21 protein-coding genes and 1 pseudogene are annotated in these 21,804 nt (G+C 37.8%); 13 read left to right on the forward strand and 9 right to left on the reverse strand.

Going from position 1 to position 21,804, the window contains the following annotated elements:
* The first annotated feature begins 5 nt into the window (after nt 1-5).
* Entirely contained in the window at nt 6-1,037 is a 1,032-nt protein-coding gene (locus RK01_RS10655) for a Gfo/Idh/MocA family protein (protein WP_016173295.1), read from the forward strand.
* Nucleotides 1,038-1,152: 115 nt separating this feature from the next.
* Here the strand turns inward: RK01_RS10655 and RK01_RS10660 are convergent, their stop codons facing one another.
* On the reverse strand, nt 1,153-2,157 hold the full coding sequence (locus RK01_RS10660) for a BglG family transcription antiterminator (protein WP_016173296.1): 1,005 nt from the start codon (nt 2,155-2,157) through the stop codon (nt 1,153-1,155).
* A gap of 33 nt (nt 2,158-2,190) precedes the next feature.
* Nucleotides 2,191-2,700 carry a helix-turn-helix domain-containing protein gene (locus RK01_RS10665; RefSeq protein ID WP_016173297.1) on the reverse strand — a complete coding sequence of 170 codons (510 nt, stop codon included), beginning with the start codon at nt 2,698-2,700 and terminating at the stop codon, nt 2,191-2,193.
* A gap of 229 nt (nt 2,701-2,929) precedes the next feature.
* Between RK01_RS10665 and RK01_RS10670 the strand changes: the two are divergent.
* From RK01_RS10670 to RK01_RS10685, 5 genes and pseudogenes are all read left to right on the forward strand, one after another.
* A pseudogene (locus tag RK01_RS10670) lies at nt 2,930-3,849 on the forward strand (PTS transporter subunit EIIC); the annotation flags it as partial.
* A gap of 12 nt (nt 3,850-3,861) precedes the next feature.
* Nucleotides 3,862-4,176, forward strand: coding sequence for a hypothetical protein (locus tag RK01_RS10675; RefSeq protein ID WP_016173299.1), 315 nt, complete (start codon nt 3,862-3,864; stop codon nt 4,174-4,176).
* Between the two features lie 26 nt (nt 4,177-4,202).
* Nucleotides 4,203-4,397: a PTS sugar transporter subunit IIB gene (locus RK01_RS13555; protein ID WP_244874981.1), complete on the forward strand. Its 195-nt coding sequence runs from the start codon at nt 4,203-4,205 to the stop codon at nt 4,395-4,397.
* A 9-nt stretch (nt 4,398-4,406) separates the two neighbouring features.
* A complete protein-coding gene (locus RK01_RS10680) occupies nt 4,407-5,789 on the forward strand; it encodes a class-II fumarase/aspartase family protein (RefSeq protein ID WP_016173300.1) in 1,383 nt (460 codons plus the stop codon).
* Nucleotides 5,782-6,243, forward strand: coding sequence for a PTS sugar transporter subunit IIA (locus RK01_RS10685; protein ID WP_016173301.1), 462 nt, complete (start codon nt 5,782-5,784; stop codon nt 6,241-6,243). The genes RK01_RS10680 and RK01_RS10685 overlap by 8 nt, the downstream gene beginning before the upstream one ends.
* A gap of 83 nt (nt 6,244-6,326) precedes the next feature.
* Here RK01_RS10685 and RK01_RS10690 read toward each other — a convergent pair whose 3' ends face one another.
* Together RK01_RS10690 and RK01_RS10695 are read right to left on the reverse strand one after the other, a co-directional pair.
* Nucleotides 6,327-7,004, reverse strand: coding sequence for a type 1 glutamine amidotransferase domain-containing protein (locus RK01_RS10690; protein WP_016173302.1), 678 nt, complete (start codon nt 7,002-7,004; stop codon nt 6,327-6,329).
* Nucleotides 7,001-7,336 carry an ArsR/SmtB family transcription factor gene (locus RK01_RS10695; RefSeq protein ID WP_016173303.1) on the reverse strand — a complete coding sequence of 112 codons (336 nt, stop codon included), beginning with the start codon at nt 7,334-7,336 and terminating at the stop codon, nt 7,001-7,003. Before RK01_RS10695 ends, RK01_RS10690 begins: the two co-directional genes overlap by 4 nt.
* 240 nt (nt 7,337-7,576) lie before the next feature.
* On the opposite strand from RK01_RS10695, the gene rsmG reads away from it, so the two are divergent.
* The 7 genes from rsmG (at nt 7,577) to guaB (ending at nt 14,606) form a co-directional block, all read left to right on the forward strand.
* The gene (gene rsmG / locus RK01_RS10700; protein ID WP_016173304.1) at nt 7,577-8,290 is read left to right on the forward strand and encodes a 16S rRNA (guanine(527)-N(7))-methyltransferase RsmG; all 714 of its coding nucleotides are present in this window, start codon (nt 7,577-7,579) and stop codon (nt 8,288-8,290) included.
* 467 nt (nt 8,291-8,757) lie between these two features.
* Entirely contained in the window at nt 8,758-9,522 is a 765-nt protein-coding gene (locus RK01_RS10705) for a ParA family protein (protein WP_016173305.1), read from the forward strand.
* A complete protein-coding gene (locus RK01_RS10710) occupies nt 9,512-10,402 on the forward strand; it encodes a ParB/RepB/Spo0J family partition protein (RefSeq protein WP_016173306.1) in 891 nt (296 codons plus the stop codon). Before RK01_RS10705 ends, RK01_RS10710 begins: the two co-directional genes overlap by 11 nt.
* A 39-nt stretch (nt 10,403-10,441) precedes the next feature.
* The gene (locus tag RK01_RS10715; protein ID WP_016173307.1) at nt 10,442-10,630 is read left to right on the forward strand and encodes a DUF951 domain-containing protein; all 189 of its coding nucleotides are present in this window, start codon (nt 10,442-10,444) and stop codon (nt 10,628-10,630) included.
* Between the two features lie 290 nt (nt 10,631-10,920).
* A complete protein-coding gene (gene ychF, locus RK01_RS10720) occupies nt 10,921-12,021 on the forward strand; it encodes a redox-regulated ATPase YchF (RefSeq protein ID WP_016173308.1) in 1,101 nt (366 codons plus the stop codon).
* A 71-nt stretch (nt 12,022-12,092) separates the two neighbouring features.
* Complete coding sequence (locus RK01_RS10725; protein WP_016173309.1) at nt 12,093-12,782, forward strand: DUF1129 domain-containing protein; 690 nt, start codon at nt 12,093-12,095, stop codon at nt 12,780-12,782.
* 339 nt (nt 12,783-13,121) lie between these two features.
* Entirely contained in the window at nt 13,122-14,606 is a 1,485-nt protein-coding gene (gene guaB, locus RK01_RS10730; protein ID WP_016173310.1) for an IMP dehydrogenase, read from the forward strand.
* 291 nt (nt 14,607-14,897) lie between these two features.
* On the opposite strand, the gene RK01_RS10735 is transcribed toward guaB, so the two are convergent.
* The 5 genes from RK01_RS10735 to croR form a co-directional block, all read right to left on the reverse strand.
* Entirely contained in the window at nt 14,898-15,353 is a 456-nt protein-coding gene (locus tag RK01_RS10735; protein WP_016173311.1) for a DUF2798 domain-containing protein, read from the reverse strand.
* Nucleotides 15,354-15,533: 180 nt separating this feature from the next.
* Nucleotides 15,534-16,997, reverse strand: a complete 1,464-nt coding sequence (locus RK01_RS10740) for a polysaccharide deacetylase family protein (protein WP_016173312.1) — start codon at nt 16,995-16,997, stop codon at nt 15,534-15,536.
* 445 nt (nt 16,998-17,442) lie between these two features.
* Nucleotides 17,443-18,720 (reverse strand): serine--tRNA ligase, encoded by a 1,278-nt coding sequence (gene serS, locus RK01_RS10745; RefSeq protein ID WP_016173313.1) that lies wholly within the window; start codon nt 18,718-18,720, stop codon nt 17,443-17,445.
* A 398-nt stretch (nt 18,721-19,118) separates the two neighbouring features.
* A complete protein-coding gene (locus RK01_RS10750; protein WP_034864735.1) occupies nt 19,119-20,336 on the reverse strand; it encodes a sensor histidine kinase in 1,218 nt (405 codons plus the stop codon).
* Nucleotides 20,326-21,015, reverse strand: coding sequence for a response regulator transcription factor CroR (gene croR, locus RK01_RS10755; RefSeq protein WP_034864850.1), 690 nt, complete (start codon nt 21,013-21,015; stop codon nt 20,326-20,328). The genes RK01_RS10750 and croR overlap by 11 nt, the downstream gene beginning before the upstream one ends.
* Between the last annotated feature and the right edge of the window lie 789 nt (nt 21,016-21,804).

The raw sequence follows: 21,804 nt of genomic DNA on the forward strand, positions 1-21,804 counted from the left end.
AAAAAATGAAACCATTACAATTTGCGATTATTGGTTATGGCGGCATGGGTTCTTATCATGCCAAAACAATTATGCAAAAGTCCAGTGAAGTTGTGGCTGTAAAAGGGGTTTATGATATTAAATCTGAACGCCAGGATGTCGCGCAAGCCGATGGATTTTTGGCGTATGAAAGTTTGCCAGAACTTTTAGAAGATGAAACAACGGATGCCATTTTAATTGCAACACCCAATGATAGTCATAAAGAATTAGCAATTGCAGCTTTAAAAGCAGGCAAACACGTGGTTTGTGAAAAACCAGTTGCTATGAATACAGCAGAATTAGATGAAATTTTAGCCGAAGCTAAAAAGTGTGAGCGAACGTTTATGGTGCATCAAAATCGACGCTGGGATCCAGACTTTTTAATGATTCGCCAAATGTATCAAGAAAAGACGCTAGGTGATTTATTCCAAATTGAATCGCGCGTCCAAGGAGCCAATGGGATTCCCGGTGACTGGCGTCATTTGCAAAAGCATGGTGGCGGCATGTTACTGGATTGGGGCGTTCATTTATTTGACCAACTGCTTTTTTTAATTGATAGTCCACTGCAAACGATTCAGACTGACTTGAGCTATATTTTAGGAGATGAAGTAGATGATGGTTTTCACAGCTATCTAACTTTTGAAAATGGCGTTAAAGTGATAATTGAAGTGGGCACCACCAACTATATTCCGTTACCGCGTTGGTATGTCAAAGGCATGGAAGGCACGGCGCTGATTTCAGATTGGGATTTAAATGGCAAAATGGTCAAAGCCACCCATGAAAAAACGGCAGCACCAAAACCCATTCAAGCTGGTGTGGGATTAACCAAAACAATGGCCCCTCCCCGCGAAGATGCAACCGAAGTTTTATCTCTACCAGCAGTTGAAACACCTTATCCAAGTTTTTACGCCAACTTTTATGATGTGGTAGTAAATGGCGGCGAGCCGATTGTCAAAAATAGTGAAGTCCGCCGTGTTTTAGCATTACTGGAAACCATTTTAGCTAAAGGAAATAATTAAAAAGTGAGGCGGATCAAAAGCAGTTATTTCTTAAATAAGCTTTTGATGGGCGATGCTTGTTCGTAAAAAGTGCTGTGACAAAATTCTTGTCACAGCACTTTTTTCTGCAAATTTATTAAACAAAAAAATTAGGATACTGGTCTTTTAAAAAATCTGACCAGTGAGCCGAATCTGTTTGCTTTAAGGCATCAATGAATTGGTCCGCAATTAGTTTGCGGTTATAATTGCTAGAAAAATTCCGTTTACTTAAATAGGCTAAGTCTTCATCATGAAAATAGTAATTTACTTTAATGTTGGGATAGCCCTCTTCATTTAAAATTGTCGCAATCCGATTAGAAAACGTTAGTAGATGATCAAATTGCAGATGTTTTAAACGATACAATTCGTGCAGATTAATAGTGGCGATAATTTCTGTGTCAAAATGATAACTTAATTGCTGTGAGAAAAAATCGCTTTTTTCCTGAGCGGAATTGGTTACTACGACAATTTTTTTGCGATTGCGTCCAGCCACTTTGTTTTTAAGCACATGTTCGCGGAAAATCAAGGTCAAGGTTGCCAGTTGATAGGTTCCCAAATAGAATTCTTCTGCCAATTCGTGAACATAAAAATATTCTACCAGTTGGTATAAAAAAGGGAATTCATTTTTCACGTCATCTAATTTATTATCGTAAAAATCATAAGACAGTTGATTACGTAAGATACATTTATAAAGATAATGACTGATTTCATATTGTAAAACCATCCGGGAGTAAAAATGCGTTAAAATCCGTTCTTCAATATAAGAAATCAAACGACTACTGAGATTTGTCAGATGGTCGTCTTTTTTATAAAGAGAAGTTCCTTGGTTATCCAAACTGGCTAATAAACAACTAAAATAGAAATTTTCTGCTTCGCTAGAAAACACGGACCAAACTTTAACCGGCAAAGGAGATTGAAATGTTTTTTTTATTTCAGATTTGTCATTTTTAACTCTTTTTTTTGCCAATAGATAGTATAAATAAAGAAATTTGGTTGAAGTATAGTTTAATTGTATGTTATTGTTTGCCAACAAATCTTCAAGTGTGTCACAAGTATTGGTTTGCCATAAAAATTTGGTCTCTTCAAATAAAAGCCGTTGCAAAGGATTGTTAGCCCGACGATTGGTAATTGTGCCTTATTCGTCAATTTCAATAATTTCCATTAAGTATTCGCAAGCCCATGTTCGTAAAGCCCATTCATTACCGGTAATGGTGACTCCTTTACCAGGAAGCGAGGTAAGTGTGAGCTTTTTTTGCGCTAAGATCGTTAGAAAAGTACCACGATCTTTCTTTTTAGTAGATTGGCTCACAGCCAGTTCATCATACATTTGCGATAAATTAACGGTTTGTTGCAGTACACAAAGACAAACTAAATAATTAAGACGCTCTGTTGCGGTTGTAGAAAAATCGGTTAAATTCAAATTTTGAATCATGGTAATCAAATCACGGTAACGCATATTACTGATGATTTTAGCTTCAGTGATGACAAACTGTTTGGAAGGTTTGAAATACTGATTGAGTGTTTGGATGGACCGTCGAATAGTGGCGACTGATTTTTTTGTTTTTAATGCCAAAGCATCCAAAGTAGTTTGGCCTTTTTCTTGTAAACGATTGGCCAAATATAAATCAAAACTGTTAACGACCATGGATAAATCCTCTCTTTAGCTGGAATGATAGCCCTATTATACCATGGTTACTTCTTGCAAAATCTACAAAGCAGAAGATGACCTTGTTTGGTAATCGGTTACATTTTAGACTAAGAGTGTAGAAAGAAATGGAGGAGAAATGATGAAAGAGAATATAAAAAAGGGCATTCAAAAATTTGGTCGCTCTCTCTTATTACCAATTGCGGTAATGGCACCGATTGGGATGGTAATGGGGTTAACCAATGCTTTATCGCAAAGTTATATGATTGAACAAGTCGCATTCTTAGGCAATCCGGTCGTCCAATCTATTATCGGCAGTTTAAAAACAATTTCCAGCATCGTTTTTGAAAATATCCCGTTATTGTTTGCTATGGGGGTAGCTTACGGGATGGCTAAACTAGATAAAGGGATTGCCGTTTTTTCATCTGTATTAGGTTATATCACCTTATTAGTTGTGGTAAATGTTTATTTAACGTTAACCAATGCCTTAGTAGATGCAGAAACGATGGCTTCTGTGGGGCAAGGTATGGTGTTAGGAATTCAAACGTTGAAATTAGATGCCGCTGGTGGGATTATCGCGGGATTAATTGCAGCAAAATGTACCGATAAATTTTACAAAACACAGTTACCACTGGCTTTTGCTTTTTTCGGGGGTAAAAAATTTGTACCAATCGCAACTTTCTTCTTTATGATTCCAGTTGGTTTTGTTGTTCCAATGGTTTGGGGCTTGTTTACGAAATTATTGATTTTTATTTCACCAGTCTTTATGAATGAAACATTTGGGGTTGGTGTTTACTGGTTTGCTCATCGGGCATTGATTCCATTTGGTTTGCATCACGTTTTAGCTTCTATTGTCCGCTTTACTGAAGCCGGTGGTGTTTATATGATTGATGGTCAACAATATATCGGTATTTTAAATGCAGCGAATAAAGTTTTATTTGATTTAGGACCAGATAATCCAGCTTGGAAATTAGCACCGGGACTATTCAAATACTTAGCCACAGGGCAAATGCTGACGACGTTATTCCGTGTACCGGCGATTGGTTTGGCGATGTATCATACCGCTTTTGCCGATAATAAAAAATCGCAAAAGGGGCTATTTTAACCGTTGTTTTAACAGCTTTCTTAGGAAATATCACAGAACCTTTGGAATTTTCATTCTTGTTTATTGCACCGCAATTATTCGTTGTTTATGCCATTTTATGTGGGGTGATGGCGATTCCATTGAATTTCTTGAATATCGGTATTGGTTATATTCGGGGTACGATTTTTGATTTTGGTATTTTTGGTTTGATGTACGAAAACACCAATTGGCTCAATTTAATTTTATTAGGAGCAGTAAATTTTGTTGTCTTTTACTTCGTCTTTAAATACGCGATTAAGAAATTTAATTTAGAAACATTAGGGCGTGAAAAAGGGCTGAAAAACAATAGTTTATTGGCTGAAAGAAATTTAATGAAATTGCTGATATCGTAATTCCGGCATTAGGTGGCTGCGGCAATATTAAAAATGTCGACAACTGTGTCTCCCGCTTGCGCATTGATTTGAAAGATCAGTCAGTGGTAGATGTGGAGCGCTTAAAAGATTCTGGCACTTCTGGTGTATTCTTCCCGCAAGAAAATCATATTCATGTCGTCTTTGGCCCTTATGTCGAATTTGTGCGTAATGCAGTCGACGATGCAATGAAAAAAGGGTAGGTGAAAAAGATGGGGGCATTATACGATTCAAAAAGTAAAACGTTAGATGATAAAGGAATCAAAAATCTTTTAAGCCCAGACGCCAAATACCAAGCTTGGTTGACAGTTGAAGCTGCTTTAGCCAAAGCACAAGGAGAATTAGGCGTCATTCCGGTAGCAGCAGCAACGCATATTAATGAAAAAGCACAAATCGAAAATTTAGATTTTGTCAAAATGGAAGAAATCTACCGTAAAGTAGGTCACGGCTTTGTTCCGTTTCTGAAAGTTTTTGTAGCGGCCTGTGATGAAGAAAGTGGTAAATACATTCACTTTGGCGCAACAACGCAAAACATTCAACAGACTTCTCAAAATTTGATTGCCAAACAAATACATCAAAAGTTTAAACAGTTTATGTTGGAAATTATGGAAAATTTAGCCAACTTAGCCAAGGACAACGCCGAAACAATCATGGCAGGACGCACGCATGGTAAACACGCAATTCCCATTACTTACGGTTATAAAGCAGCCGTCTGGTTGTCCGAACTAATGACATCTTATGAACGATTAGAAGAAGTAGAAAAGAGAATTTTTACGACTATGATGGGCGGGGCTATCGGTGCTTTTAACGCTGCTGGTGAAAAAGGGATAGCTGTCCAAACACGAGTGGCAAAAATTTTACAAATGCCTGCAATGGCGATTCCTTCCCGTAATATCAATGCGCCAAAGATTGAATACATTAATGTATTGGCGCTTTTAGCTAATAATCTACACAAAATTGCTGAAGAAGTTTTTCAAACTTCAATTGAAGAGTTCGGCGAAGTTTCAGAAGGGTTTACCAAAGGGACGATTGGTTCTTCCACGATGCCTCATAAAATAAATCCTAAATTATCAAAAGGAATTATTGCCAATGCCCAAAAACTTTATTCGCTGACTTCTGTGGGGTATTATTCCGCAGCTCGTCCCTTTGAAGCAGACAGCACTACCAATATGCTGTTTGATGGTATCTTTACTGAAGCATTGGAACTAATGACCGAAATTTTAATGCGAGGCGAAGAGTTGACGCGGACTTTGGAAATTCATCGTGAGCGGATGTATCAAAATGCTAATATCAATCATGGACTAGACAATAGTGAATTCATTATGATGAAATTGGCAGCAGAAATTGGCAAAGATCAAGCCCATGAGCTTGTTTATGAATTAGCAATCGAAACAGAATTAAGTCAAAAAAATTATGCCGATGTTTTATTGCATAATGAAAAAATTCAACAGGTATTCCAAAAAAAGGAAATTGAAGAACTGCTAAAGCCAGAAAACTACATTGGCTTATCCGTGCAATTGGCTTATGACACCGCTGAAGCAGCCTATGAATTAGTTGCAAAAGCACAAAAACAAGGAGATGAAGTTCATGTTTAATTTTTTCAAGAAAAAAAACTCCGTAACAGCTCCCATGAGGGGAACATTGTTACCTTTGAGTCAAGTGAGCGATCCTGTGTTTGCCAGTAAAGCCATGGGAGACGGATTTGCAGTGGAGCCAACTGACGGGGGAGTCTATTCACCAGTAAGTGGAAAAGTGACAAGTATTTTTCCCACTAAACATGCCTTTGGTTTGGTAGATGAAAAAGGACACGAGATTTTAGTTCATATTGGGATTGACACGGTAAGTTTACAAGGCGAAGGATTTGAAGTCTTTGTTTCAGAAGATGATGCAGTGAACACGGCCACGAAACTAGCAGCGGTAGACTTATCTGTCTTAAAAGCACAACAAAAACCTGCGACGACCATGGTTATTTTCACCAATCAACCAGAATTGGAAATAAATATCGTCAAAAGTAATGTCACCGCACAAGCCGAAGTTTTAGCCTATTAATTCTACTTAAAAATACTCAACAAAAAAAGCTTCTAAAAGCTCGCGCAATTTGCGAGCTTTTAGAAGCTTTTTTTATAGTGGGCTTACTTTTGCAAATTTTCAATCAAAATTTTAGCCACAGCTTTAACAGAAAATGGATTTTGTCCGGTAATGAGTTGGCCATCTTGAATGGCAAATTCACTGTAGGCCCGTTTCTTTTGGAAATGGGCACCCCGTTCTTTAGCCACGTGTTCGTTTAAGAAGGGCACGACTCCTTTTTTACCGGCTAAAATTTCTTCACTCGTGGTAAAACCGGTAATATTTTTATCTTTAATTAAGTAGTTGCCGTCATCATCTTGTAAGTTTAAAAGCCCCGCTACTCCATGACAAACTGAAGTCACATAGCCGCCTTGTTTGTAAATATCTAAAGAAAGTTTATGCAAGGTATCGTTATTGGGAAAGTCCCACATTACTCCGTGACCACCAGTGAAGTAAATGGCGTCATAATCTTTGGGATCAACTGCTTCAACAGGTAAAGAATCAGCTAAAGCCCGCTTTTTAAAATCATCTGTGTTGTAAAACTCCATGATTTCTTCGTTGGTGTATTTCATACTCCGGGGATCAATTGGAACATAGCCGCCATTTGGACTAACGTAGTCATACTCAATCCCATGTTTTTGCAATTCTGCGGCAAATTCTGTCGCTTCTCCCAGCCATAGTCCGGTGGCATCGTCTGTTTCACCATAATGCGTTGTGTTGGTTAATACGATCAGTACTTTCATTTTGCTACCTCCTGAATAATTTGTGTGACATGATTTAAGAGTGTCTTTAACTTATCAATTTCCGTTGTATCGTGAGATAAGTAGTAATAATTTTTTGTACCTTCTTGGCGGTAATCTACTAACTTGGCTTGTTTTAAAATTTTCAAATGATGGGAAACGGCCGGGCGGGATAAGTTGGTGGCTTCTGTTAAATCAGGAACGCGCAATCCATTACAGGCCTTTTCGGCTAATAATGCCACAATAATTGCTTGCCGTTTTTCGTCCCCCAATGCAATTAAAAAATCACTGCTGGCAGTAAATTCATTTTTTAAGTGGGATAAATCATGAGCCATAATAAAATCTCCTTCGTCGATAATTTTAAACCATTAAAACAAAAAAGCTATCTAAAGTCAATTATTTTAAACGGTGGAACTTTTTATAATTCAGAATACAAATAAATTTACAGAATTTTTTAAATCCCTAAATACACGATTAAAAACCAACCTGCCCCCATTGCGAAAAACGTCCATTTGCGTTAAAGTAGAGAAAGCGTGAAACAAAAATTTGTTTCACAAAAAAGAAAGGAAAAGGCAATGTTACCAGAAGAATTTCAGCAACAGTTGGCTCAAAAAGGCATTGAACTTAGCCCACTCCAAATGCAACAGTTTGAAACGTATTATGAACTGTTAGTGGAGTGGAATGAGAAAATGAATTTGACCGCTATCACAGAGAAAAAAGAAGTTTATTTAAAGCATTTTTACGATTCGATTTTGCTTGGCATTGCAGTAGAGTTAAAATCGGAGGCGGCCATTTGTGATGTTGGCGCAGGAGCGGGTTTTCCAAGCATTCCTTTGAAGATTGCTTTTCCTGGTTTAAAGGTAGCTATCGTAGATTCGCTTAATAAACGGATTACCTTTTTAAATCATTTGGCGCAAAGTTTAAATTTGGCGGATGTTCATTTTTATCACGATCGCGCTGAAACTTTTGGGCAAAGCCCTGAATTTCGTGGTCAATTTGACTATGTAACGGCAAGAGCAGTTGCCCGCTTAAATGTTTTAGCAGAATTATGCCTGCCTTTAGTCAAAAAAGACGGCTTTTTCTTTGCTTTAAAAGCAGCTAAGTCCGACGAAGAATTAGCAGAAGCTAAAACAGCAATTGCAACACTTGGGGGAAAATTCATTGAAGATAAAGAATTGTCCTTACCAAATGGCGATGCGCGACATATTTTAGTCATTCAAAAGAAAAAAGAAACACCTAAAAAATATCCTCGCAAGCCAGGTACGCCCAACAAACAACCGTTAAAATAGCACGGGAGTTTCGCAAAATTACTTTAATTGCTTTATCAGAAATAAAATTTATCATTTAACGGTGAATAGGCCGTTACAACTTTTATGTTATCTAGTTTCTTGAGCTAGAAAAGTCGAGAATAAGTAAAAAAATGAAAAAGTCTTAGAGCGACTTTCTAATTTTCCCAAATTATTCCTCATTTTCTATCAAGCTCACTCAACTTTTATGTTGTCTAGTTTCTACGGCTGAAAAAGTCGAGAATAAGTAGAAAAATGAAAAAGTCTTGGAGCGACTTTCTAATTTTTCCGACTTATTCCTCCTTTTTCAAACGAGCCGTTACAACTTTTATGTTATCTAGTTTCTTGAGCTGAAAAAATCGATACAAGTAAAAATAGCTAACTGACAAAAAAGCGTCAGTGATCTATTTTGAGCTTGTCTCTCCTTTTTCAAACGAGCTCACTCAACTTTTATTAAAGGAGATAAGAGGATGGCACGAATTATTTCGGTGGCAAATCAAAAAGGTGGCGTCGGTAAGACGACCACAACAGTCAATTTAGGAGCTTGTTTGGCTTTTATCGGCAAAAAAGTCTTGTTGGTCGATATCGATGCTCAAGGTAATGCCACAAGTGGCATGGGTATTCGTAAGCCAGATGTAGCCAAAGATATTTACGATGTATTAGTCAATGAAGAACCCATTAAAGAAGCAATTTTACCTAGTTCACGGGAAAATATGGACATTGTGCCGGCGACAATTCAGTTGGCTGGAGCTGAAATTGAATTGACTTCCATGATGGCCAGAGAATCACGTTTGAAATCAGCGTTAGAAGAAATTAAAGACGATTATGATTTTATTTTCATCGATTGTCCACCATCATTGGGTCATTTGACGATTAATGCGTTTACTGCTAGTGACTCGATTTTAATTCCGGTACAGTGTGAATACTATGCGTTAGAAGGTTTGAGTCAGTTATTAAATACAGTACGTTTGGTGCAAAAGCATTTCAATCCCGGCCTTGAAATTGAAGGGGTATTATTGACAATGTATGATGCCAGAACGAATCTTGGCGCTGAAGTGGTGGAAGAAGTGCGCCGCTATTTCCAAGAGAAAGTTTATGATACAATTATTCCTCGGAATGTACGGCTTTCAGAAGCACCAAGCCATGGCTTATCAATTATTGATTACGATCCAAGTTCAAAAGGTGCCGAAGTTTATCAGGCACTAGCAAAGGAAGTGTTGTCTCGTGAAAAATAAAGGTAAAGGTTTAGGTCGGGGCATCGATGCTTTGTTTCAAGATTTGCAAGATTTAGAAGAAGTCGATGTAAAAACCGAAGAGGTCGTTGATATTCCGTTAAGTGAATTGCGACCAAATCCTTATCAACCGCGTAAGACTTTTGACGAAGCTTCCTTGCAGGAATTAGCCGCTTCAATTGAACGTTCTGGCGTATTTCAACCGATTATCGTGCGCAAATCAGCAGTAAAAGGATATGAAATTATTGCTGGGGAGCGCCGTTTTAGAGCGTCAAAATTAGCGCAACGGGAAACAATTCCAGCGATTATCCGTGACTTTGATGAAGAATCGATGATGCAAGTGGCAGTGTTAGAAAACTTGCAGCGGGAAGATTTGAATCCGTTAGAAGAAGCCGAAGCCTACGAGATGCTAATGAAAAACTTGAAATTAACCCAAGCCGAAGTCGCTGAACGCTTAGGCAAAAGTCGCCCGTATATCGCCAATTATTTGCGTCTGTTGACATTACCAAAACTGGTTAAAGAAATGGTGCAAGACGACCGTCTCTCCATGGGACAAGCGCGGACGTTACTGGGGTTAAAAGATAAAAGTCAAATTTTGAAATTAGCCAATCGCTGTGTCAAAGAAAATTTGACTGTGCGCCAGTTGGAACAACTCGTCAATACACTAAATGAGAAAAAAGTAGAAAAGAAAACGCCACCGCGGGTTGTTAAGGAAAAACCTTATTATTTGCGGGAAGGCGAAGACCGGCTAATGGATAAATTTGGGACTAACGTCGAAATTTTAGAAAAAGACGGCAAAGGAAAAATTGAGATTGAATATTTATCCCAAAACGATTTAACGCGTATTTTGGATATTTTAGATATACATTTTGACGAAGCATAGTTTCGTCTAAAAATTTTTGTTAAAACGAGGAGGATTTAAATGTACGATTTAGGTGACATCGTGGAAATGAAAAAACCCCATGCTTGCCAAGCGAACCGTTGGAAAATTATTCGCATGGGCGCTGACATTAAAATTAAATGTACCAATTGTGGCCACATCGTCATGATGACCCGCCGCGATTTTGAGAAAAAAATGAAGAAGATACTGGAAAAAGCACCAGAAAAATAGTTTCATTCCCACTTAATAGTGAGTGAAAGCTTATGGGCTAGAAAAGTCGAGAATAAGTAAAAAAATGAAAAAGCCAAAGAACAGCTTTCTAATTTTTCCAACTTATTCCTCCTTTTCTGAGCAAGCTCAATCAACTTTATATGGAATCTAGTTTCTTGAGCTAAAAAAATCGATACAAGTAAAAATAGCTAACTGACAAAAAACGTCAGTGATCTATTTTGAGCTTGTCTCTCATTTTTTGACCGAGCTCAATCAACTTTATAATTAAAAAAAGAAAGAGTGAAGAAAAAATGGCTTTAACTGCCGGAATCGTTGGTTTGCCGAACGTAGGGAAATCGACTTTATTTAATGCAATCACAAAAGCAGGTGCAGAGGCTGCAAACTATCCTTTTGCAACAATTGACCCGAATGTAGGGATGGTAGAAGTACCAGATTGGCGCTTGCAACGTTTAACAGAGCTTGTGCATCCGAAAAAAACTGTTCCAACAACCTTTGAATTTACCGATATTGCCGGTATTGTAAAAGGCGCTAGTAAAGGGGAAGGTTTAGGAAATAAATTCTTAAGCCACATTCGTCAAGTGGATGCCATTTGTCATGTCGTTCGTTGTTTTGAGGATGACAATATTACCCATGTTGAAGGGCGTGTCGATCCGTTAGAAGATATTGATACGATCAACTTGGAACTTGTTTTAGCAGACTTAGAGTCGATTAATAAACGCTATACACGGGTAGCAAAAGTTGCCAAAACCAAAGACAAAGACGCTGTTGCAGAATTAGCGGTGTTAGATAAAATCAAACCTGTTTTAGAAGAAGGACAATCTGCCCGTACGATTGAATTTTCTGACGACGAACAAAAAATCGTGAAAAGTTTATTCTTATTAACAACAAAACCTATTTTATATGTTGCCAACGTTTCAGAAGATGACGTGGCCAATGCAGATGACAACCACTATGTCCAAGAAGTGCGCAATTTTGCAGCTACTGAAAATGCTGAAGTTATCGTTGTTTGTGCTCGTGCGGAAGAAGAAATTGCCGAATTAGATGACGAAGACAAGGCAGAATTTTTGGAAGCTTTGGGAATTGAAGAATCTGGCTTGGATCAATTAATTCGCGCTGCTTATGATTTATTAGGACTAGCGACTTACTTTACTGCCGGTGAACAAGAAGTGCGCGCCTGGACTTTCCGCAAAGGGATTAAAGCCCCCCAAGCAGCCGGTATTATTCATACTGACTTTGAACGCGGCTTTATTCGAGCAGAAACAGTTTCTTTTGAAGATTTAAATAAATACGGCAATATGCACGCCGCCAAAGAAGCAGGACGTGTCCGTTTAGAAGGCAAAGATTACGTGGTACAAGACGGCGATGTCATGTTATTCCGTTTTAACGTCTAAAAAAACGGTGTCATCTTGGCTGCAATATGTTAAAATGCCCTTTGTAAAAGAAGTACAGGAGGAAGTCATTCATGGATGCAGAAGCATTACGCGCAATGGTTGCAGAAAACCGCGCATTAGAACCGCAATTAACCAAACGTAACCAACAATACATTTTTGATTTGAAAAAGTCTTTAGAAGCAGCAAACCTATCCGAAGCCGAAATGGCCACTGCTTTAAATGAAATTCTGCCGATTTTAGTCAAAGAACAAAAAGGTGGGAAAACAGCGCGCCAACTCTTTGGCACTGTTTCAGAACGTACCGAAGCGATTTTAGCCAAACCAGAACCTAAAAAAGAAACCCGTCCTGTTTTAATGTGGGCCGATAACGTCATGTTTATCTTTGGTTTGTTTGCAGTAATGTTAGGTTTAATGCGTTTATTTACTAAAGATACAGGACAACAAACTTACGGTTTATTAACGTTGATTATTGCCTCATTATTTGGGGGCTATGCTTTTTACTTAATGTACAAGTATATTTATCAATACGAACGTCCAGGTGCTGATAAGAGTAAACGGCCCAAATTATGGAAGACAATGCTTATTTTAGTACCTGTTTTCTTCTTATGGATTTTAGTCTTTACCGTGAGTGCAATGTTACCATTTAACATTGTCTTGGATCCATTTATCCAATTAGTTTTAGGGGCTGCAGTTTTTGCATTGCGTTGGTATTTGAAGAAAAAATACAACATCGAAGGTTCCCTAACGATTCCCAAAAATTAATTAGTAGCGAAAAACTGACTGAATTTATTTCGGTCAGTTTTTTTTTTAGGTAAAGGGATTCAATGATTTTTACAAGGGATAAAACCGATATATCAAAGTTATTACTGTAAAGGGGAAGGAGTCCGTTTAACTTTTCGTGTGTAAAATTGACATAGTCTAATTGTGTGAATGACCGAGTAACTCATTTTTATAAATCACGGATCGGATTTTTCCGAACATTGGATAATGGCGCCACTGCTGAATTTTCAGAATATTACGTAAACAGTTAGAGCTGTTGACTTGTCGTATTTTTTCTGTTAGTTTCATAGATAAAAATAAAACTGAGGAGTGGTATTAACAATGTCTAACTGGGAAACGAAATTCGCTAAAAAAGGTCTAACTTTCGATGATGTCTTATTAATTCCAGGCGAAAGTCACGTCCTACCAAATGAAGTAGATATGCATGTCCAATTAGCGAAAAATATCCGTTTAAATATTCCAATCATCTCTGCCAGCATGGATACTGTTACAGACAGTAAAATGGCCATTGCCATGGCACGTCAAGGTGGCTTAGGGGTAGTTCATAAAAATATGAGTATCGCGATGCAAGCTGATGAAGTACGTAAAGTAAAACGTTCGGAATCTGGCGTTATTATCGATCCATTTTTCTTAACTCCGGATCATTTAGTTAAAGATGCTGAACATTTAATGTCAAAATACCGTATTAGTGGTGTACCGATTGTCGAAACAATGGAAAACCGCAAATTAGTTGGTATTATTACCAATCGCGACATGCGTTTTGTGACAGATTACAGCATTAAAATTGATGATGTTATGACCAAAGATGATTTGGTTACCGCCCCAGTTGGTACTAAATTAGCAGACGCTGAAAATATCCTCCAAAAACATAAAATCGAAAAATTACCAATCGTTGATGAAGACGGTCGTTTAAGCGGCTTAATCACAATTAAAGATATTGAAAAAGTAATTGAATTTCCCAATGCCGCTAAAGACGAACATGGTCGCTTGTTAGTTGCCGCAGCGGTTGGTGTAACCAGTGATACTTTTGAACGGGCGCAAGCATTACTTGATGCCGGTGCTGATGCTATTATTATTGATACCGCCCATGGTCATAGTGCTGGTGTGTTACGCAAAATTGCTGAAATTCGTGCGAAATTCCCCGAAGCTACTTTGATTGCTGGTAATGTTGCCACAGCTGAAGGTACAAAAGCTTTATATGATGCTGGTGTGGATGTTGTAAAAGTTGGGATTGGCCCAGGTTCAATTTGTACGACTCGTGTCGTAGCTGGTGTGGGCGTGCCTCAATTAACCGCGATTTATGATGCCGCTTCTGTTGCACGTCAATATGGTAAAGCCATTATCGCTGACGGTGGGATTAAATATTCTGGTGATATCGTCAAAGCTTTAGCAGCTGGCGGACATGCGGTAATGTTAGGCTCAATGTTAGCTGGTACAGATGAATCTCCTGGTGAATTTGAAATCTATCAAGGTCGTCGCTTCAAAACTTACCGTGGTATGGGCTCGCTTGGTGCGATGGAAAAAGGTTCGAGCGATCGTTATTTCCAAAGTGGTGTCAATGAAGCCAATAAACTTGTGCCAGAAGGAATCGAAGGCCGTGTAGCTTATAAAGGCAGCGTATCAGATATTATCTTCCAAATGATCGGCGGTTTAAAATCTGGGATGGGATATGTTGGTGCTGCTGACTTGAAACAATTACGCGATGATGCACAATTTGTTCAAATGAGTGGTAATGGCTTGAAAGAATCACATCCTCATGATGTTCAAATTACTAAAGAAGCACCAAACTATTCGGTTGAATCTTAAACACAGCCTTAGAGCCAGGTGTTGTCTCTAATGTATTAAAAACAAAAAAGGCGAGTATCCCAAACTGATGGATGCTCGTCTTTTTAGTTTAATTAAAGGAATTATAGGATTTTCATAAAGAATAAGGTGCTAAAGCAAGATTTTTTTGTTTAGCACCTTTTTCCTAGCGGCATCAAGTCAAAATTATACGAAATTTGCGAAACAATTGCGTATAAATTCTGCTTTAATGCCAAAGAAATAGGTTTAGCACCCAGTTTTTATGACGAACTTGTGTTGGAAAACAATCATTCCTCAAGCTTTTAAGGCGTTACGACGACTCAAGTTCAAAATGCTAACCGAAAGGGGACGAACGATAATTAATTGTAATGGCAAGGCCATGATGAAATTAAAAATCCAAGTATGTAAATAAGTTCCCCAGTTTAAATATTGCCAACCCATTTCCATGACAATTCCAAACATTGACATAAAACTAACCATACCTAAAATCATACATATACTAATTGAAATACCTACTTGCCAACCTTTTTCTTTATTAGTTGGTAAACTTAAGGCAATTTTTTTTGCGGGTTTTCCCACTACAAAAAGATCGAGTAAAAGAGCAACTAAAAAAGCAAAGGGGAAACCACTAATAACGGCAATAACTGATAACTCTCCATGTAGTGCAATATTATAAATCGACATCCCCAATACCATTAAGCCACACATACAGCCGGTGAATAACCAGCTTTCTTTTTTATTTTTTGGCATTCTAAAATTCCTTTCTTTCGCATGCTTGAAAACAATTATGCGTTTTTCTTTGTGTTGTTTTGGGCAACGTCAACCATGGTATCAAGTCTAAAAATTCTTCGTAAGTTATTTTTTGCAAGTTTAGAATTTCTTAATAATTAGGACAAAAAAAGCGTCTCCGCCAAAGGAGACGCAAAGAAATTATAAATTTTTGGCAAGGCGATAATCGTCTGCACCAAAGTAGACATACATTGGTTTTTGCTGCTTTTTCAACAAGGTATCGACTGATACAAATTCAAATCCTTGTTGCCGCATATTGTCGATTACACCAGGTAAGGCAGCTACTGTTGCTGGTTGAATATCGTGCATTAAAACAATCGCATTTTCGGTTAAAGTCGCTTTAATACGTCCTTGAATCATGCCCGCATTTTTGGATTTCCAGTCTTCTGAGTCCACATCCCAGTTAATAATCGGTTTGCCGGCAACCCGGGCAACGTGTTCATTTGCGGCACCATAAGGTGGACGCAAATTTCGTGGTAAGATACCGCAGGCTTCAAAAATAGCCTTATCAGTATCACGAATTTCTTTTTTCAACGCTGCATCTGATAATCCTGTCAGCACAGGGTGACTATAAGAATGACTCGCTACTTCATGGCCTTCAGCTACTACACGTTTTACAATATCTTGGTTATCACTTACGTTTTTACCTAACATGAAAAAGGTAGCACTGGCTTTTTTATTTTTTAAAATATCTAAAATCTTTGGTGTTGTGGCAGGATTTGGACCATCGTCAAAAGTCAATGCTACATATTTTTTCTTGGGATCAAGTTGCGGAAAGGCATCTTTAATTTTTTCCGGATTGACAAAATCTGTATTAACGTAAGCAGCAATATCTTTATAGTCTAAAGTAACTTTATCAACGCCCGTTTTATTTTGCGCCAATGTAATCGTTAATTCATCTGGCGTAAAGTCAATTTTATTTTGATAATTAATCCGGGGTAAATCTAAAATACTGTCTATCACGGCTTTTTTATCTTTTACTTCATTGAAAATCTTTTGTTGAATAACTTGCTGAATTCCTAAAAGATCGCCTTCTTCTGGAATCAAGTCTTTCACTGTGACCGCTTTGCCAGTTTTATGCGTAATATAAGCGGGCTGATTTGTTAGCAATTTGCCCTTGGTAAAACTTTTTTTATCTTTTTGCCATACATAAGGTTCAGCCACTAATTCATAAGTATCCAACTGATCACTGACCGGATTGACCTCTAATTTGGCTACAATCAACCCTTTTTTATCTTTTAAGCTGTCTTTGGCTTTACTAGTAAGGGCAGTTAATTCCTTTTTGCTAGCTGCGGCGGAAAAAACCTGGTCATTTTTTGGAATATAGGTGACAGTCACCAAATCCGTTGTTTTTTTCTCCGATTTTTCACTAGCAATCCCACTTTGATTGCGTTCTTCTTGTATTTCTTGTAAAAGCGCCGTTGTTTTTTCTTCAAAAACTTTTTGGGCGGCGGCTTCTGCTTGCTTCATCTGATAAAAGGTATAGGCAAAAAAACCAAATAATGCCACTAGTAAAATGCTAAGCAACGTGAAGATGTTTTTGCCCAGATTATTTTTAGGTTCTTGTGAGTGTCGACTGCTACGTGTGCTGTTATTGTCTTCCATTTTTACTAACTCCCTAAATTGTCTATAATTGCTTTCACTGTACCATTATTGGCATAGGCATTCAACTCAAAAAGTTTGACAGCAGCCTTACATTATCGTCATTTCTATTAAAACGCATCTTTTTTTAATACGCGTTTTGTTTTAACCGGGATAAAAAATGACTGGAAAGTTCAGTAACGATATTGTAACGGTTAGTCTGCCGTACACAAATTTTAAATAAAAAAGCAGACAGTTTCTTTTGAAAAAAACTGTTTGCTTTTTTTAGATAAACCGATTATATCTTCTGCATAAGAGATAGGGGCGATGCACCAAGGCAGTTGGTGTCTGGCAAGGTGAATGAACTCTCGAGGGCAATAAACTGCAATTTCAAAAAATTTGAAGCGCAATTTATTAAAATTCCATCTTATTGCGCAAGAGTTAAGCACATTCCTTTTGCTTTTCCTATTTAATCTTTGGCAATTTTTTGCAAACCGCCCATGTAAGGGACTAAGACTTCTGGAATCGTAACAGTGCCATCTGCGTTTTGATAGTTTTCCAAAATAGCAGCAACAGTCCGACCAACGGCTAAACCAGAACCATTTAGTGTGTGGGCATAGTGTAGTTTTCCATCTGCATCCCGGTAGCGAATCATGGCGCGACGAGCTTGGAAATCTTCACAGTTTGAACATGAGCTGATTTCGCGATAAGTGTTTTGGGCGGGAATCCAAACTTCTAAGTCATAAGTTTTAGCAGCTGAAAAGCCCATATCGCCAGTTGATAAGGCAACGACACGATAAGGCAAACCTAATTTTTGTAAAATTTCTTCCGCATTGTTGGTCATTTTTTCTAATTCTTCATAAGAATGCTCCGCGTCGGAGAATTTTACCATTTCAACTTTATTAAATTGATGTAGGCGAATTAAACCACGCGTATCTCGCCCGGCACTACCGGCTTCAGAACGAAAAGAGGGGCTTAGCGCCGTGAAATAAATCGGTAAGTCCGCACCATCTAAAATTTCACCGTTGTAGTAGTTAGTCAGCGGTACTTCCGCCGTTGGAATTAAGGTTAAATCCGTATCAGCTAATTGGAAGACGTCTTCTTTAAATTTAGGAAATTGGCCGGTACCAAACATGGCGTTGCTGTTCACAATGTAAGGAGGAATCATTTCCGTATAACCGTGTTCATATACGTGTAAATCCAACATAAAATTATACAAAGCCCGCTCTAAGCGTGCACCTAAGCCGCGATAGTAAACAAAACGGCTGCCAGAAACTTTTGCGCCCCGTTCAAAATCTAAAATTTCTAGATTTTCTGCAACTTCCCAGTGGGCTTTTGGTTCAAAAGCAAAATCACGGGGTGTGCCAAAACGGCGAACTTCCACATTATCATCTTCATCTTTGCCAATTGGCACTGAATCATTTGGCAAGTTTGGTAAAGTAGTCGCAATCATTTTTAACTCTTCATCAATGGCAGCGATTTTGGCGTCGTACTCTTTAATGTCGGCTCCAACAGTTTTCATAGCGGCAATTTTTTCTTTGGCATTTTCTTTATTGCGTTTTAATTGGGCAATTTCGGCAGAAACATCATTGCGTTGTTTTTTCAATTCTTCTGATTTTACTAAAAGTGTGCGGCGTTCTTCATCCAACTTGACGAATTCTTCTAAAACGTCAGCGGGCACACCTCTTGTGGCTAATTTTTCTTTGACCATTGTCATGTTTTGGCGAATCATTTTAATATCTAACATCGTTTTCCCTCGCTTTATGATTTAATCTAAAAAGATTTTTTCCACTTGTAACACAGCTACCAATACTTTTTGTAAATAAAAAAAACTATCCCATCCCAAAATGCTTGGGACGAAATAGTTTGTTCGCGGTACCACCCAAGTTCAGCCTGCGCTGCCCTTGTCGACTGGTATCGACAGTCAGTCGCGCTTATTTGTCATAAGCGTACGTTAACAAAAACTGGATTCAATGGCTTGGCCTGCTGATTTTCACCACCATCAGCTCTCTTTGAAGTTACACCATTTACTAGGTTTTCTCGTTTTTTCTATCAGATTAGCTTTAGCATACTCAACTTTTCAAATTTCGTCAACCGCCATCTTAATTGCTTGAGGTCAAAAAAGTAATGCGAAGTATTCCCAACTTAGTATTGGCCATTCAAATAATCTTCAGCTTTGCGCGCGCTGGGGGAGACATTACTTTTGACCGGTAAGTGAATGATAAAAGAAGTCCAGTCAGGATTACTTTTAGCGTAAATATAGCCGCCATGAAGTGCAACAATACTTTGCGTAATAGCCAGACCCAAGCCCGTCCCTCCAGTCGCTTGGTTACGGGATTCTTCGACGCGGTAAAAACGATCAAACAAAGAATCCAAGGCTTGTTTTGGAATCATAGCTCCATTGTTTTTTACAATAATCACTGCTTCTGTCCCGATTTGATCGACTTCCACAATAATTTTTGTCGCACCTTTTCCGTATTTAAAGGCGTTGGTAAATAAGTTGTTGAAGATGCGCACAATTTTTTCAGTGTCTCCGTCCATAATTAATTGTTCTTTTGGAGAAGAGACTTCAATCGTAATATTTTTCTTTTTGGCTTCTAATTCAAAATCAGCGGCTAATTGCTCCACTAATTGAATCATATCAAAAGAAGTCAGATTGATAGGTACGCTGGGTTGCCGCACTTTTGTATATTCAAATAAGTCATCTACTAAAGACTTCATTTGCTTGGCTTTTACAAAAGCTGTGTGAGTGTATTTTAACAAATCCTCTTCTGATTGATATTGTCCGTCTTCTATTAACCCCAGGTAACCAATAATCGATGTGAGAGGAGTGCGGATATCATGACTGACATTGGTAATGAGCTCATCTTTTGATTGCTCGATTTTTCGTTCATCTTCAATGGCCGCAACCGTACTATCTACCAAGCCGTTGATGCTGGAAACAACGCGACTTAAATCACCACTTAATTCAAAAGGAATACGGTGATCATAATTACCATTGGCAATATAGTGCAACTCACTGATAATATGTCGCAATTGCATTTGCCGATAGCGGCGAATCAAACGCCAATATAAAACACCCGCATCAATTAACAAAAACAGCGGCAAGATAAAGTTGCGCCCGTTCCAGAAGAAATCAGAATCCAAACGGCGGGCAAAAATGTTTTTTGAATCCCAAATTGCATTCTCTAAAGAAGGGGAGTTACGTACAAAGGAAGTCAGCACGACTAAAAGAGCGACATTAATTAAGATTAACAAGATAATAGTTACAATGCCTTCTGCTAATAGCTCACTGATCTCTTTAGAGGTTAAGGTAATTCTTTTTCTTTTTTCAACCTGACGTTTTCTCGTTTTATTTTGCATCGATCTTATAGCCAACACCCCAAACTGTTTGGATGACTTTTTCTCCACCAGTGGCTTCTTCGATTTTATCTCGCAAGTGACTCACGTGAACCATCACAGTTTTGGCAGAAACCACACTTTCTTGTTTCCAAACCCGTTCAAAAATTTCATCAGCACTAAAAACTCGATTTGGATGAGAGGCTAATAAATACAAAATTCCAAATTCTAAAGCAGTTAATTGGATTTCTTTACCATCAATAGTCTTTACTTCATGGGAGTCTTTGTTAATGATTAAAGAGTTTACTTCTAAAATATCCGGTTGGTCGGGGGTGACTTGCATTTTCGTCCGGCGTAAAAGTGATTTCACTCGCGCCATTACTTCTAGTGGATTAAAAGGTTTTGTAACATAATCATCAGCTCCGGCTACCAATCCTTTAATTTTATCCATATCTGTTGTTTTGGCAGTCAACATGATAATTGGAATTTGAGATTCCTTGCGTAACTCTTTCACCACTTGCATGCCGTCTTTTTCTGGCATCATGATATCCAAAATCATCAACTCAATATCCGGATTGGTTCGAATTTTGGAAAGAGCTTCTTTTCCATCATAAGCTTTCACCGCTTCATAGCCTTCATTGTGAATATAAATGCTCAATAACTCGACAATCTCTTTGTCATCATCAGCAACTAAAATTTTCATCATAAAAAATCCTCCTGTATTAAAAGTAATTTGTTCTTTCTATAGAAGAAAAAGTTTGTGGAACAAAATTAAATAGAAGAAATTAAGGTACTTTCTACAGCTATAGTATCAAAAAAGTGCTAAAGAAAACACTCATAGCCCCTTTTTAACAATTCCTTAAAAACCCAGCCGGAAAATTTAGCGAACAAAAATTTAATGAACTGTATTTTAAAAAGCGACTTTTGATAAAAGTCCGAACAATTATTTGGTGTTTTAATTTTATCGTTTAGAATTGTGAAAAATGTTGCCAAATCAATAAGTTTTCGTTGACTTAGACTTTCAAAGTTGGTATATTATTACTTGTCCTTGAGAACGTGTTTCTTAAGAAAACAAACTTTGAAAAAAGTTAAAAAAAGTTGTTGACAGTCGGTGAAACGACTGGTAAACTAACGAAGTTGCTTAGTGATCAGCACATTTCTGAAATATCATTTCAAAAAGTTTTCAAAACTTTTTGAAAAAAACAGTTGACAAACAAAACGTCAGCTGATAAGATATAAGAGTTGCTGAAACATTTAAAAAGCAACGACTAAGTAAGTTAAATGTATGAGAAATGACGGCAATAAGTCAAAATCATTCAGAAGTTTAAAAACAACTTCAAATGATTTCTCCTTATCGCGACAATTTCTAAACACATTCTTTTAACCGCTTATGTAGACCTTTGAAAACTGAACAAAGCAAGCAAACGAACCAATGTGTAGGATGCTTCTTTTATAGAAGCAAACAACATGCAAGCAATAGCTAGCAAAGAAT

The sequence above is a fragment of the Enterococcus dispar ATCC 51266 genome, from assembly GCF_000406945.1.
Taxonomy (GTDB): domain Bacteria; phylum Bacillota; class Bacilli; order Lactobacillales; family Enterococcaceae; genus Enterococcus_C; species Enterococcus_C dispar.

Excerpts from the sequence above, each read along its gene's own strand:
- croR (WP_034864850.1), bottom strand. The coding sequence starts at position 21,015 with ATGAAAATTTTAGTTGCTGATGATGACAAAGAGATTGTCGAGTTATTG.
- RK01_RS10685 (WP_016173301.1), top strand. The coding sequence starts at position 5,782 with ATGTTTAATTTTTTCAAGAAAAAAAACTCCGTAACAGCTCCCATGAGG.
- RK01_RS10750 (WP_034864735.1), bottom strand. The coding sequence starts at position 20,336 with ATGCAAAATAAAACGAGAAAACGTCAGGTTGAAAAAAGAAAAAGAATT.
- RK01_RS10695 (WP_016173303.1), bottom strand. The coding sequence starts at position 7,336 with ATGGCTCATGATTTATCCCACTTAAAAAATGAATTTACTGCCAGCAGT.
- RK01_RS10740 (WP_016173312.1), bottom strand. The coding sequence starts at position 16,997 with ATGGAAGACAATAACAGCACACGTAGCAGTCGACACTCACAAGAACCT.
- RK01_RS10655 (WP_016173295.1), top strand. The coding sequence starts at position 6 with ATGAAACCATTACAATTTGCGATTATTGGTTATGGCGGCATGGGTTCT.
- guaB (WP_016173310.1), top strand. The coding sequence starts at position 13,122 with ATGTCTAACTGGGAAACGAAATTCGCTAAAAAAGGTCTAACTTTCGAT.
- serS (WP_016173313.1), bottom strand. The coding sequence starts at position 18,720 with ATGTTAGATATTAAAATGATTCGCCAAAACATGACAATGGTCAAAGAA.
- RK01_RS10665 (WP_016173297.1), bottom strand. The coding sequence starts at position 2,700 with ATGGTCGTTAACAGTTTTGATTTATATTTGGCCAATCGTTTACAAGAA.
- RK01_RS10735 (WP_016173311.1), bottom strand. The coding sequence starts at position 15,353 with ATGCCAAAAAATAAAAAAGAAAGCTGGTTATTCACCGGCTGTATGTGT.
- RK01_RS10680 (WP_016173300.1), top strand. The coding sequence starts at position 4,407 with ATGGGGGCATTATACGATTCAAAAAGTAAAACGTTAGATGATAAAGGA.
- RK01_RS10690 (WP_016173302.1), bottom strand. The coding sequence starts at position 7,004 with ATGAAAGTACTGATCGTATTAACCAACACAACGCATTATGGTGAAACA.
- ychF (WP_016173308.1), top strand. The coding sequence starts at position 10,921 with ATGGCTTTAACTGCCGGAATCGTTGGTTTGCCGAACGTAGGGAAATCG.
- RK01_RS10705 (WP_016173305.1), top strand. The coding sequence starts at position 8,758 with ATGGCACGAATTATTTCGGTGGCAAATCAAAAAGGTGGCGTCGGTAAG.
- rsmG (WP_016173304.1), top strand. The coding sequence starts at position 7,577 with ATGTTACCAGAAGAATTTCAGCAACAGTTGGCTCAAAAAGGCATTGAA.
- RK01_RS10725 (WP_016173309.1), top strand. The coding sequence starts at position 12,093 with ATGGATGCAGAAGCATTACGCGCAATGGTTGCAGAAAACCGCGCATTA.
- RK01_RS10715 (WP_016173307.1), top strand. The coding sequence starts at position 10,442 with ATGTACGATTTAGGTGACATCGTGGAAATGAAAAAACCCCATGCTTGC.